Genomic DNA, 16,507 nt, shown 5'->3' with positions numbered 1-16,507 from the left:
ATAATGACAAGAACAACGCCTAGCGTGAGGCTGAGAAAGCCATGATGAGTGCACAAGCATTGAGGGCAGACCACTTCGACGAGTGGCTGCAAGGTATCAACCAGGTCTGCGGGCGCTTCGGCGCCAAGCTGCTGGGTTCGGAGTTTTCCGGTGCCATCCGCGAGCACAAGGCCGGCGCCATCAAGCTGAGCTTCGTGGACGTGGCCCAGGCGCGCCTGTTCCGCACCCCTAAGGAAGTGGCCCAGAGCGACGGCAAGCACTTCTACCTGGCGTTCCAGCTGGCGGGCCGCGCCGGCATGGAGCAGGGCGGTAACAGCATCGAACTCGCACCCGGCGACATCACCCTGATCGACTCCACCCAGCCCAGCGACTTCGTCTACCACGAGAATTCCCGCCAGCTGTCGCTGATCGTGCCGCGCCACGTGGTCGAGCAGGGGCTGCGCTTCTCCGGCGTGCGTTGCGCCCAGCGCATCCCCGCCAGTTCGCCGGTGGCGGTGCTGGCGAACCGGCTGATTATCGAATCCACCCACCAAGGCAGCCTCAGCCTGCCCGAGAGTGAAGCCACCCTGGAGGCGATGGTCAGCCTGCTGCGTCCGGCCCTGACCTGCGCCGAGGTCGAACCGGACTCCCACGAGCGCCTGTTCCGCAAGACCCTGCGCTTCATCGACGAGAACATCTGCGCCGAAGAACTCTGCCCGGAAACCATCGCCCGTGAAGTGGGCGTGTCGGTGCGTGGCCTCTACCGAATGTTCGCCAAGAAAGGCCTGGTGGTGGCGCAGTACATCAAGAACCGCCGCCTGGATTTCTGCGCCGAAAGCCTGCGCCACTCCAGCGGCGAGCAGAAGCTCTCGGCGCTTGGCTACGCCTGGGGCTTCACCGATTCCAGCTACTTCTCCACCGCCTTCAAGGCGCGTTTCGGCGTATCGCCCAGCGAGTACCGCAAGCAGTACAGCCAGGGCTGAGCGTTCTTGTAGGGGGATACCTCGTAGGGGCGATTTCAATCGCCAAGGGCGGCGCAGCTGCCCCCTGAGAGGCCCCAGGGCAGGACGTTGTCCTGCTTGGCGAATGAATTCGCTATGTCTGCGTTAGCTGTTGCAACGATGAAGGAAGCGCTCTAGTGCAGACCTTCGAGGCTTCCGCGCCAGCCTGACACAACCCTCACCCCCGCCCCTCTCCCAGAGGGCGAGGGGTGACTCGCGCCGGCGAGGCACGAACCATCCTGAAGCCCACGCGGGCCTGACACCGGGCCCCCGGACGCTGCTTGCAGCGAACGCACTTCAGTGCGGCCCGAAGGGCGAGCGAAGCGAGTAACAACGATGGAGCGAGGGAACCCCGGCGAAGCCGGGGCCGGATGCAGGGGCAAGCCCTTTGGTTCCTTTCTGGCGTTTGAGAAAGGGACTCGCCTGGGAAGGCGAAACCAGAAACATCCGCAGAACTCGGCAATCAACTTGGCGAAGGACGTTCTAGCAACACTTAACGCAGACATAGCCAATGAATTCGCCCCCACAGGTGCGCCCCCTGCCGCCAACACCTGGCAGCCCAGCCAACACGACTGGCACAGACAAAAAAACCTCGAATCCCGTCAGCGCCGAGAATCCAGACATCGGCCCTGTTTCCGTGCGCGTCCTTGCGACCCTGCGGGGCAGGCCTGTGAACGATCGAGGTGGTGATGTTGATGCACAAACGCAAGACGGGGCTGCTTTCCGTTGTTCTGCTGCTGGCGACGCAATCGGCGCTGGCAATGGACTGCGCGCCTGCCCACGTGCAGAAGGGCTTCGTCGCCAGTACCTACATGCCCTATGCCGGAATGGCCAGCGCCGACGATCGTCGCGCGGTCGGCTGCTTCCTGGGCGCACAGAAATGATGGCGCCGGGCAGGCGCCCGGCCCACGGATGAAGAGGATCGAGCATGAGCAAGGTTGAAATCCTGCCGCAGGTGGCGGCATTCCTGGAGCGCCGCCACGGCTGCTTCATCGACGGCCAGTGGGTGCTGCCGGAAGGCCCGACCACGCCGGTCTTGAACCCGGCTACCGGCGAGACCATTGCCGCCGTGCCGGACGTGCCGCTGGAGTACCTGGATCGTGCCGTGCAGTCCGCCCACAAGGCGTTCAAATCCCGCGTCTGGTCCGGCCTGCGTCCGGCCGACCGCGAGCGCATCCTCCTGCGCTTTACTGCCCTGGTGGAAGAGCACGCCGAGGAACTGGCCCAGCTGGAAACCCTGAGCCAGGGCAAGTCCATCAACATCTCGCGCATGCTGGATGTCGGCGCCACCGTCGAGTTCATGCGCTACATGTCCGGCTGGGCGACCAAGATCGAAGGCCAGACCATGGACGTGTCCATCCCGATCCCGCCGGGCTCGCGTTTCACTGCCTTCGCTCGTCGTGAGCCGGTGGGCGTGGTCGCCGGCATCGTGCCGTGGAACTTCCCGCTGATGATCACCACCTGGAAGGCGATGCCGGCGCTCGCCACCGGCTGCACCGTGGTCATCAAGCCCGCCAGCGAAACCCCGCTGACCGCCCTGCGCCTGGCCGAACTGGCCTTCGAGGCGGGCATCCCGGCTGGCGTGTTCAACGTCGTCACTGGCGGCGGCAGCACCGTGGGCAACGCCCTGGCTTCGCACCCGCTGATCAGCAAGGTGTCCTTCACCGGTTCCACCGCCGTGGGCAAGAGCGTCGGTGTGGCCTGCATGGAGAACATGACCCGCTTCGCCCTGGAGCTGGGCGGCAAGAACCCGATGATCCTGCTGGCAGATGCCGACGTGGAGAAGGCGGTGCAGGGCGCGCTGCTCGGGGGCCTGCTGAACAACGGCCAGGTGTGCGCCGCAGCCTCGCGCTTCTACGTGCACCAGTCCATCTACGAGGAGTTCGTCCAGGGTCTCTCCGCTGCGGTGAAGGGCCTGTCCATCGGCCCGGGCATGGACCAGAACGCGGCGATCAACCCACTGGTGTCGTTCAAGCAGCAGCAGAATGTGCTCAAACACATCGACCTGGCCCGCCAGGAAGGCGCCCGTGTGGTGGCCGGTGGCGAGCGCCTGGAAGGCGAGGGCTTCTTCGTCCAGCCCACCGTATTGGCCGACGTGAACCACGAGATGACCGTGGCCCGCGAGGAAGTCTTCGGCCCGGTGCTGTCGGTGATCCGCTTCACCGATGAGGACGCCATGATCGAGCTGGCCAACGACAGCCCCTACGGCCTGGCAGCCAGCCTCTGGACCAACGACCTGTCCAAGGCGATGAACCTGGTACCGCGCATCGAAGCCGGCACCGTCTGGGTCAACGCCCACGTGCTGCTGGACCCGAACATGCCCTTCGGCGGCGTCAAGCAGTCCGGCATGGGCCGCGAATTCGGCCGCGCCGTGATCGAGGCGTACACCGAACTGAAATCGGTCTGCATCTCGCACTGATCCAAACCCTCGATTTCCGGCAGGCGCCTTCACGTCTGCCGGTTTTTTTTTGCATTGTTTTCGTCGGCCCCGAGCGCGTCCTTCTCGTAGGATGGGTAGAGGTACGAAACCCATCGAGGCGGGGGCGCTGGTAAAGAAGTCGCACCGCGTCGGTGCGCCAATGGCTTGCGGTTTTCATCGCTGGGCTAAGCTTTCGGCAGTCCCCCAATCGAAGGACAGCCAGATGAGCGAGCCACTCCTCAGCTTCGACGAACTCAAGCAAGCCGTTGCCAGCGGCGAGATCGACACGGTGCTGGCCTGCATGGTGGACATGCAGGGACGATTGGTAGGCAAGCGCTTCCAGGCTGAATTCTTCGTCGACAGTGCCTATGAAGAAACCCACTGCTGCAATTACCTGCTGGCCGACGACATCGACATGGAGCCGGTGCCGGGCTATGCCGCGGCGAGCTGGAGCAAGGGTTATGGCGACTTCGTGCTCAAACCCGACATGAGCACCCTGCGCCGGGTGCCCTGGCTGGAAGGCACAGCCCTGGTGCTCTGCGACGTGCTCGACCACCACCATCGCGAAGACCTGCCGCACAGTCCGCGGGCCATCCTGAAGAAGCAGGTGGCGCGACTGGCTGAGCGCGGCTACGTCGGTATGTTCGCCTCGGAGCTGGAGTTCTATCTCTTCGACGAGAGCTACGACGCGATCCACAAACGCAACTACAGCCATCCGAAGACGGCCGCGCACTACATTGAGGACTACAACATCCTCCAGACCACGCGTGAGGAGCCGGTGTTGCGCGCCATCCGCAAGCACCTGCAGGCGTGCGGCGTGCCGGTGGAGAACTCGAAAGGGGAGTGGGGGCCGGGCCAGGAAGAGATCAACGTCCGCTATGCCGACGCCCTGACCATGGCCGACCGCCACGTCATCATCAAGCACGCCTGCAAGGAGATCGCCTACCAGCAGGGCAAGTCGATCACCTTCATGTCCAAATGGCGCTATGACCTGGCTGGCTCCAGTTGCCACATCCACAGCTCGCTCTGGGACAAGAAGGGCAAGAAGGCACTGTTCTTCGATGCCAAGGACGAGTTCGGCATGTCGAAGCTGATGCGCGGCTGGGTGGCGGGACAGCTCAAGTACGCCAGCGAGCTCACCTATTTTCTCGCGCCGTACATCAACTCCTACAAGCGCTTCCAGGCCGGCACCTTCGCGCCGACCCGCGCGGCGTGGAGCCGCGACAACCGTACCGCCGGCTTCCGCCTCTGTGCCGAGGGCAGCAAGTCAGTGCGCATCGAATGCCGCATCGGCGGCGCCGATCTCAATCCCTACCTCGCCTTTGCTGCGCTGATCGCCGCAGGCCTGGCGGGCATCGATGAACAGCTCGAGCTGGGTGCGCCTTTCGAGGGCGACGCCTACATGAACGACCGGCTGCCGGAGGTCGACAAGACCCTGCGTGAAGCCACGGCCGCACTGGAGGGTTCGGCCATGCTGCGCAAGGCCTTCGGCGACGAGGTGGTCGACCACTACGTGCACACCGCCGAGTGGGAGCAGAAGGAATACGACCGGCGCATCACTGACTGGGAATTGCAGCGCGGATTCGAGCGCTACTGATCCCGGCCGGCCCCGAAGGGCCGGCGGGCCCTATCAGCTCTCCTGGCGCCGCAGACGAATGCCATCCACTTCAACCTTGTCGCCAGGCTGGAAGCGCTGGCCAGGCGTGCGGAAGCGCCGCACCGAGCCGTCATCCATCTTCACCAGATAGGCCGGCTCGGCGAGGCCACTGGATTCCTGGGCGGTGCCGCCACCGAAATAACCCACGGCCGCACCGGCCACCGCGCCCAGCGGGCCGCCAATGGCGCCAAGCATTAAGCCAGTCATGCCGCCGGTGGCTTTGCCGACGGTGGTGTCAGGGACTTGCGAAACGACCTCCGCGGCGAACGCGGCGGGGGAGCAGAGCAGGGCAAGGCACAGGGTGACGCTGGGGATTTTCATTTGAGGTTCCCTTCGTTGGGTGGAGAGCGAAGGGGGTAAGTCATTTTCTGTGCCAGGATTTAAGCCATTGAGAATCAATGGCTTAATCGGTATGCAGTCATTATGACTGTGGTTCTAATGACAGCAATGGTTGTCTGAATGACATGTGTTCACCGAACCCCATCAACCCCGCAATGGGTTCCTACATAAAGCGCGTGCGTGGCTCGGTTTTAGAGCTTGATCAGAAAGTAGCCCGGATGCAATCCGGGAGCGGCGTTGGGCCATTCCCCGGATTTCATCCGGGCTACAGAGCGGCGTGCGCATGGCGCACCGGCTTTCACGTTTACAGCTTGATCAGCACCGACTTCAGTTCGGTGTAGTGTTCGATGGCTGCTGCACCCATCTCGCGGCCGACGCCGGAGAGCTTGTAGCCGCCGAAGGGCAGGGCCGGGTCCAGGGCGCTGTGGCAGTTGACCCAGACCGAGCCGGATTTGATGCGCGGAATCATCTTGTGTACTGCCGACAGGTCGTTGGACCAGATGCTCGCGCCCAGGCCGTAGGGGTTGTCGTTGGCCATGCGCACGGCGTCGTCGATGTCGTCGAAGGGCATGGCGACCAGCACCGGGCCGAAGATCTCTTCCTGCACCAGGCGGTGCTGCTGGTCGACGTCGACGATCACGGTCGGCTTGACGAAGTAGCCGGGGCCGAAGCCTTCGCCGCCGCAGGCGATGGTGGCGCCCAGTTCACGGCCGAGGTTGATGTAGCCGGTGACGCGGTCCTGCTGCTTGGCGGAGATCAGCGGGCCCATCTGCACGCTCGGGTCCAGGCCATTGCCCAGCTTCATGCCATTGGCGATGCCGGCGATGTCGGCCACCACGTTGTCGAAGTGCTTGCGATGCACATAGAGACGCGAGCCGGCGCAGCACACCTGGCCCTGGTTGAAGAAGATCGCGGTGGCGGCGCCGGCGGCGGCTTCCTGCAGGTTGGCGTCGGGCATGACGATGGTCGGGGACTTGCCGCCCAGCTCCAGGGTCACGCGGGTCATGTTTTCCATGGCCGCCTTGCCGATCTGCTTGCCCACTTCGGTGGAGCCGGTGAAGGTCAGCTTGTCCACGCCCGGGTGGCGGGTGAGGGCGACGCCGGCATTCAGGCCGGTGCCGGTGATGACGTTGAACACCCCGGCCGGGTAGCCGGCTTCCAACACGAGTTCGGCCAGTTTGAGGGCGGTGAGCGGGGTCTCGTCGGCGGGTTTCAGGATCACGGTGCAGCCGGTGGCCAGCGCCGGGCCAAGTTTCCAGCAGGCCAGCAGCAGCGGGAAGTTCCAGGCAACGATGGCGCCGACCACGCCCACGGCCTCGCGGCGGATGAAGCCGTGGAACTGGTCGTCCGGCATCAGCGGCATGGACACATCGACGGTGGCGCCTTCGATCTTGGTGGCCCAGCCGGCCATGTAGCGGAGGAAGTCGATGGCCAGTTGCACGTCCATGACCTTGGCCACGACGGCACTCTTGCCGTTGTTCAGGCACTCCAGCTCGGCCAGTTCCTGGGCGTCACGCTCCATCAGGTCCGCTAGGCGCCACAGCAGATTCTGGCGCTCGCGGGGGCGCATGCGGCTCCAGGCGGAATCATCGAAGGCCTGGCGGGCGGCCTGTACGGCACGGTCGACGTCCTCGGCGGTGGCGGAGGGCACGTCACCCAGGACTTCCCCGGTGGCCGGATTGCGGAAGCTCATGGTGTTGCCGCTGGCGGCGTCCTGCCACTCTGCGCCGATCAGCATCTTCAGCTTGCGGTTGAGGAAGGCTTGGGTCTGGGGAAGGACGGGCAGGTCGACAAGCATGGAGGTAAGCCTCTGTTCATTGAAGTTGTACCCGGCTTTCGCAACCCCCATGCCAAGGCCGCAGGAAGTGCATAAGACAATGATTCATAAGGATTTATTCAAGAAATTCGGTTTCCCCCCGGATTGCGCCCTGTTGCAGTTTGAGACGGCCTGAGACAGGCCTGGAACAGTCGCAGCGTCTACCTTTAGTAGGCGCTGCGCGGCCCCGTCTCAGGCTGGAACAGTCTGTCGCGAAATTAGACGCCGGGGCCCATGGCCAGCATCCCCGTCAAGCCTGTGTTTTACGGCTAAATCGTTGTTATAAAAGGACTTTCATCGGCATGGCACACATTATGTATTTGCCGTGACAGATGCACCTGCGGCCCAAGGGGTGCAAACCATAAGAACAACACCGTGGAGGTCTGACCTTGAAGACGACTCGACTCCGGCAACACGCGGGCTCCCTGGCACTGGCCATGGCGTCCCTGATGTTCGCCCAGGCCCATGCAGCGGAGGGCGGCGAAGCCATCCTCAAGTCCAAGTGCGTGGGTTGCCATATCCCCGAAGGCAACGACTCTTTCAGCCGTATCAGTCACCAGCGCAAGACCCCCGAGGGCTGGCTGATGAGCATCGCGCGCATGCAGGTGATGCACGGCCTCAAGATCAGCGACGATGACCGTCGCACCCTGGTCAAGTACCTGGCCGACAAGCAGGGCCTGGCGCCGAGCGAAACCGAAGGGGTGCGCTACGCCATGGAGCGCAGGCTGAATACGGTCGAGACCTTCGACGACCACCTCAGCCAGATGTGTGGCCGCTGCCACTCCGGCGCCCGGGTCGCCCTGCAGCGTCGCCCCGCCAAAGAGTGGGAGCACCTGGTCAACTTCCACCTCGGCCAGTGGCCGTCCCTCGAATACCAGGCCCAGTCCCGCGACCGCGACTGGCTGGAAATCGCCCTCAAGGAAACCGTGCCGGACCTGGCCAAGCGCTTCCCGCTGGAGAACCAGGCCTGGGCCGATTGGCAGAAGGCCAAGCCCAAGGCGGACAGCCTGCCAGGGCAGTGGAGCTTCAGCGGCCACATGCTGACCAAGGGTGATGTGCGCGGCGTGATGACCGTGAGCGCCGATGAAGGCGACACCTTCAAGGTCGAGGTGAAAGGCCAGTACGCCGACGGCACGCCGTTCAACGGCAGTGGCTCGGCCATCCTCTACAACGGCTACGAGTGGCGCGGCAACGTGAAGGTTGGCGAGACCAACCTGCGCCAGGTATTCGCTGCCCTGAACGGCGAGATGAAAGGCCGCATGTTCGAGGCCGAGCATGACGAGCGTGGCCTGGACTTCAGCGCCGCCAAGGAAGGCAGTGCCAAGCTGCTGGCCGTGCAGCCCGCCTTCATCAAGGCTGGCAGCGAAGCGGAACTGACCCTGGTGGGCAGTGGCCTTTCCGGTACGCCGGACCTGGGTGCCGGCGTCGAGGTGGTGAAGGTGTTGGAAGTCACCCCGAAACAGCTCCGGGTCAAGGTCAGGGCCGCAGCCGATGCGGCACCGGGCGTGCGCAGCGTGGCGCTGGGCAAGCTCAACGGCGTCGAGCTCGCCGTCTACAAGGACATCGCCGAAGTGAAAGTGGTGCCCGAGTTCTCCATCGCCCGCGTGGGTGAGAACGGTGGCTCCACGCCCAAGGTGCAGGGCCGCTTCGAGGCCGAGGCCTGGGGCAAGGGCGCCGACGGCAAGCCCTACCGCATCGGCTACCTGCCGGCGAAATGGTCGGTGGAGCCCTTCGACGAGCGCGCCAAGGAAGATGAGGACGTGAAGTTCGCCGGCGTGATGCAGAAGGACGGCGTATTCATCCCTGGCGGCGCCGGCCCGAACCCGGAACGCAAGATGATGACCAACAACGCCGGCAACCTGAAGGTGATCGCCGAGCTGGAAGAGGGCGGCCAGAAGGGTGAGGGCCACCTGATCGTCACCGTACAGCGCTGGAACAACCCGCCGCTGCCGTAGCCGGTAGTGGCTCGGGCGGGTTCGTCCCGCCCGGATTCGCAACGACGATTGGGCAAATTTCCGGGAGGTCGCCATGGGCGCAATCTTGAATCTGGTCGAACGCAACCTGCACGAAGTGCGGGTGGATGCCGACCGCATGCTGTTCCACATCCCGAGCAGTTCGCTGTTCGCCACCGACGAAATCACCGGCGGCATCATCGACGCGCTGCGCCAGCAGAGCTGCACGTCCGAGGATCTGGTGCAACGTCTGGCCGGGCGTTTCGCCGGGCAGGACATCGATGAAACCCTGCGCGAGCTGATCGCGCTGGAAGTGGTCAGCGACGGCTCGCCGCTGACGCCGGAAATCGGCATCAGCAAGGTGGAGCGCACCGCGCTCAACACCGTGGTGCTGAACGTCAACACCGGCTGCAACCTGAGCTGCACCTATTGCTACAAGGAAGACCTGGACAAGCCGTCGGCCGGCAAGAAGATGGGCGCGGAAACCGCCGAGGCTTCGGTGGAAATGCTGCTCAAGGAGTCACCCGACGAGGAGCGCTACAGCGTGGTCTTCTTCGGCGGCGAGCCGCTGTCCAACCGCCCGCTGATCGAGCACATGGTGGACTACTGCGAGCGGCGTTTCGCGGAGGCCGGCAAGCAGGTGGAGTTCATCATGACCACCAACGCCACGCTGCTCACCGAAGAGATCATCGACTACCTCAACGCCCACCGCTTCGGGCTGTCGGTGAGCATCGACGGGCCGAAGACCGTGCACGACCGCAACCGCATCACCGTGGGCGGGCAGGGCACCTACGACGTGGTCCGGCGCAAGGTGGACCTGTTGCTGTCGCGCTACCGCAGCCGTCCGGTGGGCGCGCGGGTCACCCTGACCCGTGGCATCACCGACGTCGAAACCATTTGGAACCACCTGTTCAACGAGCTGGGTTTCGCCGAAGTCGGCTTTGCGCCGGTCACCTCCGGCGACATGGCGAACTTCAACCTGACCAGCGAAGAGCTGGTGGAAGTCTTCGCCAACATGAAGGCCCTCGGCCGTCGCTATCTGGAGGCGGCGCTGGAGCACCGCAACATCGGCTTCTCCAACCTGCACCAGTTGATCACCGACATCCACGAAGGCCACAAGAAGGCGCTGCCCTGCGGTGCCGGCCTGAAGATGCTGGCGGTGGACCACAAGGGTGAGCTGAACCTCTGCCACCGCTTCACCGGCTCCAGCCTGCCGACCTTCGGCAACGTGCACAGCGGAGTGAAGCAGGCCGAGCTCAACGACTTCCTCTCCCAGCGCCTGGACCGCACCGGCACCGGCTGCGACACCTGCCGCATCCGCAACCTGTGCTCCGGCGGCTGCTACCACGAGAGCTACGCCCGCTACGGCGACCCCACTCACCCGACCTATCACTACTGCGAGCTGATGCGCGACTGGGTGGACTTCGGCATCGAAGTCTACAGCCGCATCATGGCCGTCAATCCGGCCTTCATCAGCAGCTACATCTCCCCGCGGAAGGCGCACTGACATGAAACATCTGAAGCCGCTCAACAACAAAGCGCAAATGCTCGAAAAAGCCGCAGCCGAAGATCGCATCGAAGAAGTCATGGCCATGAGTGCGGTGGCCGGTTGTACCGCCACCACCGACCCGGGCTGGGAAGTGGACGCCTTCGGTGGCGTCGCCTCGCTCTGCCAGCCGATGGAAGCGGACCTTTACGGCTGCTCCGACCCTTGCTGGTGGCCGGCCCAGGTGCCCGACATGATGAGCACCTACCAGGACTGGAACGCCCAGGCGACCAACTCGCAAGACGACTGGCGCAACCTCGGCACCGTATTCCCGAAAGACAAATGACCGGCGACAAGAACAAGAGGGGAAACCGTATGAAACTCAAAGCCATCGCCAGCCTGGCGACCGCTGTCGCCGGACTCGCACTGGGCACCAGTGCCTGGGCCGCAGATGAGGCGGGTCCTGCGCTGAAGGCCGGTCATGAATACATGATCGCCACCAACTACCCGAACAACCTGCATGTGGTGGATCTCGCCACCGATAGCCTCTACAAGACCTGCCGCCTGCCAGACGCTTTCGGGCCTGGCACCGCGATGATGGCGCCGGACAACAAGACCGCGTTCATCCTCAACAACCACTTCGGTGACCTGTACGGCATCGACCTGGACGGCTGCAAGACCGTGTTCCACGCCAAGCTGTCGCGCAATCCGGGCGAGAAGGTGCGCTCGATGTTCTCCTTCGCGCTCAGCCCCGATGGCAAGGAGCTCTACACCACGGTCAACCCGACCCAGATGATGAACGACCATTACGTGGTCAAGCCGCCGCGCCTGGAGGTCTTCCGCACCAGCGACGGCCTGGACGCCAAGCCCGTGCGCAGCTTCCCGATGCCGCGCCAGGTCTACCTGATGCGCGCCGCCGATGACGGCTCGCTGTTCGTTGCCGGGCCGGACATCTACAAGATGGATGTGAACACCGGCAAGTACGAAGTGGCGGTGCCCGGCCGCAACTGGCAGCGCCCGAACTACAGTGCACCGGACGTGCTGTACTTCTGGCCACACCAGAGCGCGTACCACGAGTTCTCGATGCTCTACACCACGGCCAAGTTCAAGGACGAAAAGCAGGACCTGGCCACCGCCGACTTCATCTACGGCTACGTCAGCATCGACCTGAAGACCGGCAAGGCCACCGTGCAGGACTTCGCACCGCTGACCGAGCTGTACTTCACCGGCCTGCGCTCGCCGAAAGACCCGAACCAGATGTTCGGCGTGCTCAACCGCCTGGCCAAGTACGACATCAAGGAGCAGAAGCTGATCAAGGCGGCCAACCTGGATCACTCCTACTACTGCGTCGCCTTCAACACCAAGGGCAGCAAGCTTTACCTGGCCGGCACCTTCAACGACATCGCGGTGTTCGATCCGGACAGCCTGGAGAAGATCAAGAACATCAAGTTGCCGGGTGGGGACATGTCGATCACCACGACCCAGGTGTTCGTGAGGTAAGGGCAGGGCGGCTTGCAGGCTCTCCTTGTGGGGGCGACTTCAGTCGCTAAGGGCAGCGCAGCTGCCCCATCGACCTTGATGGCAGGACTGCGTCCTGCATAGCGAATGAATTCGTCCCCACAGGCCGTTCAACCAGGACAGGGAGGCCGACCACCGGCCACCTGACAACCGAACCCACATCCGACCAATGGGTCACTAGACAGGAAAACAGGCTTTATTTACCTTTCCGTTTACGTAAAGGTAAATAAAGCCGACTACGTCATTCACAGCTGTATCCCAGTACAAAGACAAGAAGGGAAAGCCATGAATCACCAGAGCTATACCCGGGGGCGGCAGGACAAGGACCTGCTCGCCATGACCATAGGCGCGGCATTCGATGCCACGGTTGCCAAGTTCCCCGAGCGCGAGGCGCTGGTGGTCAGGCATCAGGGCCTGCGCTACAGCTGGCAGGAACTGGCCGAGGCGGTGGACCGCCATGCCCGCGCCTTGCTCGCCCTGGGCCTGAACAGCGGCGACCGCCTGGGGATCTGGGCGCCCAATTGCGCCGAGTGGTGCATCACCCAGTTCGCCAGCGCCAAGATCGGCGCCATCCTGGTCAACATCAACCCGGCCTACCGCAGCAGCGAACTGGAGTATGCGCTCAAGCAATCCGGCTGCCGCTGGGTAATCTGCGCCGATGCCTTCAAGACCTCCGACTACCACGCCATGTTCCTCGGCCTGGTGCCCGAGCTGGCCGCCGCCGAGCCGGGCAGCCTGAACTGCGAGCGCCTGCCGGAACTGCGCGGCGTGGTCAGCCTGGCCGCCAACCCACCGTCTGCATTCCTGCCCTGGGCCGCCCTTCAGCAGAAGGCGGGCGAGGTGAGTGACCAGGCCCTGGCCGAGCGCCAGGCCAGCCTGCAGTTCGACGACCCGATCAACATCCAGTACACCTCCGGCACCACCGGCTTCCCCAAGGGCGCCACCCTCAGCCACTACAACATCCTCAACAACGGCTACATGGTCGGCGAGAGCCTCGGCCTCACCGAGCAGGATCGCCTGGTGATCCCGGTGCCGCTGTACCACTGCTTCGGCATGGTGATGGGCAACCTGGGCTGCGTGACCCACGGCTCCACCATGATCTACCCGGGTGACGCCTTCGACCCGCTGACCACCCTGCGCGCCGTGGCCGAGGAAAAGGCCACCGCCCTCTACGGCGTGCCCACGATGTTCATCGCCGAGCTGGATCACCCGCAGCGCGGGGAGTTCGATCTATCGAGCCTGCGCACTGGCATCATGGCCGGCGCTACCTGCCCGATCGAGGTGATGCGCCGGGTCATCAACGAGATGCACATGAGCGAAGTGCAGATCGCCTACGGCATGACCGAGACCAGCCCGGTGTCCCTGCAGACCGGCCCGGACGACGAACTGGAACTGCGCGTGACCACCGTCGGCCGCACCCAGCCGCACCTCGAAAGCAAGATCGTCGATGCCGAGGGCAAGATCGTCCCGCGCGGCACCATCGGCGAGCTGTGCACCCGTGGCTACAGTGTGATGCTGGGCTACTGGAACAACCCCCAGGCCACCGCCGACTCCATCGACCCGGGCCGCTGGATGCACACCGGTGACCTCGCCTCCATGGATGAGAACGGCTACGTCTGCATCGTCGGGCGCAGCAAGGACATGATCATTCGCGGCGGCGAGAACGTTTACCCGCGTGAGCTGGAAGAGTTCTTCTTCACCCACCCGGCGGTGGCGGATGTGCAGGTGATCGGCATTCCCTGCAGCAAGTACGGCGAGGAAATCGTCGCCTGGATCAAGTTCCACCCCGGCCACACGGCCACCGAGGACGAGTTGCGCGCCTGGGCCAAGGAACGCATCGCCCACTTCAAGGTGCCGCGCTTCTTCCGCTTCGTGGATGCCTTCCCGATGACCGTGACCGGCAAGATCCAGAAGTTCCGCATGCGCGAGATCAGCATCGAGGAACTGACCCCGCCGAAGGACGACAAAGTGACGGCGATACGGTAGGGCACAGCTCTTCGCTCTTTTGAGGGGGCGAATGAATTCGCCCCCTCAGGTAAAGCCCCTACAATGCCGCATCGCCGCAAATCAGCACCAAGGGAGACCATGACAGGCACGTCCGCCGAGAAAGGCACCATCTCCGTCCGCCTGGTTCACGAAGCCCTGCTGGAATTGCGCCAGCGGGGCTTCGACGATTCGGGGCTGCTGAGCCAGGTCGGCATTCCCGCCGAGCTGCTGGCCAAGCCCTATGGTCGCGTGTCGTCGCAGCTCTACGGGCAACTCTGGCTGCTGATCGCGCGGACCATGGACGACGAGTTCTTCGGTATGAACCCGCGCCGCATGAAGTCCGGCAGCTTTGCCTACATGACCCGCGCCGCCGTGAAGGAGCCCACCGTGGGCGCGGCCCTGGAACTGTCGCTGCGCTTTCTCGAACTCATCTTCGACGGCCTTTCTCCGCGCCTGGAGCGTCGTGGCGGCCTGGCGGAAATCACCCTGGACGAGCCCGAAGGCCAGCGAGGCCGGGCCTTCAGCTACTTCACCCTGTGGCTGATGATCCACGGGTTGCTGTGCTGGCTGGCGGGGCGGCGCATTCCCATCCTCGGTGTCGACCTGCGCTGCGCAGTGCCGGACTACATCGAAGACTACCGGGTGATGTTCAGCACCAACCTGCGCTTCTCCCGTCCCCAGAGCCGCCTGCTGTTCAATGCCGATTGCCTGGAGCTGCCGGTGCGTCGCAGCAATCGCGACCTCAAGCGCTTCCTTGGTGGCCTGCCGGCGAACATCCTGGTGCGCTACCGCGACCCGCAGAGCCTGGCGGCGCGAATTCGCGCCTACCTGCGCAGCATCAAGCCCGAGCGCTGGCCCGATGTGGAGGCGCTGTCCAGCCACTTCTACATGGCGCCGTCCACTCTGCGCCGCAAGCTGGCCCTGGAGGGGCAGTCCTACCAGGGGCTGAAGGACCAGGTGCGGCGCGACCTGGCCATCGCCCGGCTGGACAACGGTGAGGGCAACTTCACCGAGCTGGCCTTCGAACTGGGGTTTGCCGACACCAGCGCCTTCTACAAGGCCTTCAAGAAATGGACCGGTTCCACGCCGGGGCAGTACCGCTCATTGATCCACCCCGACTCAGGTTGAAGCGGTTTTCCGCCGCCCTATAAGAAATGGCGCCGACCACGCCACGCACCGGGCGCTTTTCTGTGGGGGCGAATTCATTCGCGATTGAAATCTCTCCCACAAACGGGGATGACTTCAGGCCGGCGCGTGCTGCTGCCACCACTGGTGGATGGCGCTGGCCAGTTCACCGACTGACAGGGTGCCGTCGAGGACCAGGGTAAGGGGTTCGTCCAGCGGCTCTTCCAGGTCGGCGAACTGGCTGTCCAGCAGGCTCACCGGCATGAAATGTCCGCGGCGCTGCGCCATGCGCTCGGCCGCGGCGGTGGGGGAGAGTTGCAGGTAGGCAAAACCCAGCGCTGGTATGGCATGGCGCAGGCTATCGCGGTAGCTGCGCTTGAGCGCCGAGCACGTGAGGATGGGATGTTCGCCTGCGCGGTAGGTCTGGCGCAGCTGTTTCTCGAGCGCGTGCAGCCAACTGGCGCGATCCTTGTCGGTCAAGGGTTGGCCAATGCTCATCTTCTGGATGTTGCGGTCGGGGTGGAAGGCATCCCCCTCGATCAGCCGCGCCCCGCTGCGCACCTCCAGCGCCCGGGCCACGGCGGACTTCCCGCTACCGGCAACACCCATGATGACTACTGCGTTGATGGGCTCGTACATCGCGATATCTCTGCTGCTGGTACTTAAACAGTAGGCAATGTGAGCGAAAAGTGGGTTTCAGCCGCAGATTCGATGACCGCGAAGAGGTATTTGCCGGGACCCGCAGGATGGGTAGAGCGGAGCGAAACCCATGCTGCCGAAGTGATGGGTTTCGCAGCCTCGCGGAACGCCGCCCTACCCAGCCTACGATGGAGCGAGGCGCTAGCCGGCGAGTGCAGTTTGGCCCCACAACCCCCGCACCACCTCTTGACTCACCCACCTGCGCAGCAGGCGGTTTTCCGGGTGGTAGCAGTACATCCAGAGCAGGGCGTGCAGGCCGGACTCGCTGATCACCGTTTCTTCATTGAAGAGACTGCTGCCGTTTTTCAGCAATACGCGCCGGTGCTGGTCGGGGCAGAGTCTGCCGATGAGGCGGTCGTTGATGTCGGTGTTGAGCAGGCGGCGCAGGTCGCGGGCGGAGAACCAGGCTTCGTGGCCGATGAGGAAGGCGCGCAGCGGGCGGCGGTGGCGGCGGAAGACCTGCGGGGTGATTTCGGGAAGGGTCATGGCAAAGCTCCATCCATTGAGTTGTGGAGCCGCCACCAAATCCT

13 protein-coding genes and 1 pseudogene are annotated in these 16,507 nt (G+C 64.0%); 10 read left to right on the top strand and 4 right to left on the bottom strand.

The window, feature by feature from the left end:
- Positions 1-41 precede the first annotated feature (41 nt).
- The 4 genes and pseudogenes from feaR to FFS60_RS06925 all read left to right on the top strand — a co-directional run bounded on the left by feaR (position 42) and on the right by FFS60_RS06925 (position 4,996).
- Positions 42-962, top strand: coding sequence for a transcriptional regulator FeaR (gene feaR / locus FFS60_RS06940; protein ID WP_028627358.1), 921 nt, complete (start codon positions 42-44; stop codon positions 960-962).
- A gap of 806 nt (positions 963-1,768) precedes the next feature.
- A pseudogene (locus FFS60_RS29400) lies at positions 1,769-1,864 on the top strand (cytochrome C); the annotation flags it as partial.
- Positions 1,865-1,908: 44 nt separating this feature from the next.
- Complete coding sequence (locus tag FFS60_RS06930) at positions 1,909-3,399, top strand: aldehyde dehydrogenase family protein (RefSeq protein WP_137821509.1); 1,491 nt, start codon at positions 1,909-1,911, stop codon at positions 3,397-3,399.
- A 223-nt stretch (positions 3,400-3,622) separates the two neighbouring features.
- Positions 3,623-4,996, top strand: coding sequence for a glutamine synthetase family protein (locus tag FFS60_RS06925; protein ID WP_137821508.1), 1,374 nt, complete (start codon positions 3,623-3,625; stop codon positions 4,994-4,996).
- Positions 4,997-5,029: 33 nt separating this feature from the next.
- On the opposite strand, the gene FFS60_RS06920 is transcribed toward FFS60_RS06925, so the two are convergent.
- On the bottom strand, positions 5,030-5,377 hold the full coding sequence (locus FFS60_RS06920; protein ID WP_137821507.1) for a hypothetical protein: 348 nt from the start codon (positions 5,375-5,377) through the stop codon (positions 5,030-5,032).
- Positions 5,378-5,699: 322 nt separating this feature from the next.
- Complete coding sequence (locus FFS60_RS06915) at positions 5,700-7,193, bottom strand: aldehyde dehydrogenase (RefSeq protein WP_028627364.1); 1,494 nt, start codon at positions 7,191-7,193, stop codon at positions 5,700-5,702.
- 455 nt (positions 7,194-7,648) lie between these two features.
- Here FFS60_RS06915 and peaA point away from each other — a divergent pair, with 455 nt between their 5' ends.
- From peaA to FFS60_RS06885, 6 genes are all read left to right on the top strand, one after another.
- Positions 7,649-9,166, top strand: a complete 1,518-nt coding sequence (gene peaA / locus FFS60_RS06910) for a quinohemoprotein amine dehydrogenase subunit alpha (protein WP_256658045.1) — start codon at positions 7,649-7,651, stop codon at positions 9,164-9,166.
- 73 nt (positions 9,167-9,239) lie between these two features.
- Complete coding sequence (peaB, locus tag FFS60_RS06905) at positions 9,240-10,670, top strand: quinohemoprotein amine dehydrogenase maturation protein (RefSeq protein WP_137821505.1); 1,431 nt, start codon at positions 9,240-9,242, stop codon at positions 10,668-10,670.
- A 1-nt stretch (position 10,671) separates the two neighbouring features.
- Positions 10,672-10,995: a quinohemoprotein amine dehydrogenase subunit gamma gene (gene qhpC, locus FFS60_RS06900; protein ID WP_137821504.1), complete on the top strand. Its 324-nt coding sequence runs from the start codon at positions 10,672-10,674 to the stop codon at positions 10,993-10,995.
- A 29-nt stretch (positions 10,996-11,024) separates the two neighbouring features.
- On the top strand, positions 11,025-12,149 hold the full coding sequence (peaD, locus tag FFS60_RS06895; protein ID WP_137821503.1) for a quinohemoprotein amine dehydrogenase subunit beta: 1,125 nt from the start codon (positions 11,025-11,027) through the stop codon (positions 12,147-12,149).
- Between the two features lie 303 nt (positions 12,150-12,452).
- Entirely contained in the window at positions 12,453-14,153 is a 1,701-nt protein-coding gene (locus tag FFS60_RS06890; protein ID WP_137821502.1) for an AMP-binding protein, read from the top strand.
- Between the two features lie 99 nt (positions 14,154-14,252).
- Complete coding sequence (locus FFS60_RS06885; protein ID WP_137821501.1) at positions 14,253-15,281, top strand: AraC family transcriptional regulator; 1,029 nt, start codon at positions 14,253-14,255, stop codon at positions 15,279-15,281.
- A gap of 114 nt (positions 15,282-15,395) precedes the next feature.
- On the opposite strand, the gene FFS60_RS06880 is transcribed toward FFS60_RS06885, so the two are convergent.
- Positions 15,396-15,917, bottom strand: a complete 522-nt coding sequence (locus tag FFS60_RS06880; RefSeq protein WP_028627371.1) for a gluconokinase — start codon at positions 15,915-15,917, stop codon at positions 15,396-15,398.
- A 201-nt stretch (positions 15,918-16,118) separates the two neighbouring features.
- On the bottom strand, positions 16,119-16,463 hold the full coding sequence (locus FFS60_RS06875; RefSeq protein ID WP_028627372.1) for a BRO family protein: 345 nt from the start codon (positions 16,461-16,463) through the stop codon (positions 16,119-16,121).
- Positions 16,464-16,507 lie beyond the last annotated feature (44 nt).

Origin of the sequence: Pseudomonas sp. D(2018) (genome assembly GCF_005502555.1) — a bacterium.
GTDB classification, from domain to species: domain Bacteria; phylum Pseudomonadota; class Gammaproteobacteria; order Pseudomonadales; family Pseudomonadaceae; genus Metapseudomonas; species Metapseudomonas resinovorans.
The sequence above is the reverse complement of the archived record's forward strand: the minus strand, read 5'-3'. Positions and strand labels throughout refer to the sequence as shown.

What these genes read in the sequence shown, in the direction of transcription:
- feaR (WP_028627358.1), top strand. Translation starts at nt 42, where the DNA reads ATGATGAGTGCACAAGCATTGAGGGCAGACCACTTCGACGAGTGGCTG.
- FFS60_RS06930 (WP_137821509.1), top strand. Translation starts at nt 1,909, where the DNA reads ATGAGCAAGGTTGAAATCCTGCCGCAGGTGGCGGCATTCCTGGAGCGC.
- FFS60_RS06925 (WP_137821508.1), top strand. Translation starts at nt 3,623, where the DNA reads ATGAGCGAGCCACTCCTCAGCTTCGACGAACTCAAGCAAGCCGTTGCC.
- FFS60_RS06920 (WP_137821507.1), bottom strand. Translation starts at nt 5,377, where the DNA reads ATGAAAATCCCCAGCGTCACCCTGTGCCTTGCCCTGCTCTGCTCCCCC.
- FFS60_RS06915 (WP_028627364.1), bottom strand. Translation starts at nt 7,193, where the DNA reads ATGCTTGTCGACCTGCCCGTCCTTCCCCAGACCCAAGCCTTCCTCAAC.
- peaA (WP_256658045.1), top strand. Translation starts at nt 7,649, where the DNA reads ATGGCGTCCCTGATGTTCGCCCAGGCCCATGCAGCGGAGGGCGGCGAA.
- peaB (WP_137821505.1), top strand. Translation starts at nt 9,240, where the DNA reads ATGGGCGCAATCTTGAATCTGGTCGAACGCAACCTGCACGAAGTGCGG.
- qhpC (WP_137821504.1), top strand. Translation starts at nt 10,672, where the DNA reads ATGAAACATCTGAAGCCGCTCAACAACAAAGCGCAAATGCTCGAAAAA.
- peaD (WP_137821503.1), top strand. Translation starts at nt 11,025, where the DNA reads ATGAAACTCAAAGCCATCGCCAGCCTGGCGACCGCTGTCGCCGGACTC.
- FFS60_RS06890 (WP_137821502.1), top strand. Translation starts at nt 12,453, where the DNA reads ATGAATCACCAGAGCTATACCCGGGGGCGGCAGGACAAGGACCTGCTC.
- FFS60_RS06885 (WP_137821501.1), top strand. Translation starts at nt 14,253, where the DNA reads ATGACAGGCACGTCCGCCGAGAAAGGCACCATCTCCGTCCGCCTGGTT.
- FFS60_RS06880 (WP_028627371.1), bottom strand. Translation starts at nt 15,917, where the DNA reads ATGTACGAGCCCATCAACGCAGTAGTCATCATGGGTGTTGCCGGTAGC.
- FFS60_RS06875 (WP_028627372.1), bottom strand. Translation starts at nt 16,463, where the DNA reads ATGACCCTTCCCGAAATCACCCCGCAGGTCTTCCGCCGCCACCGCCGC.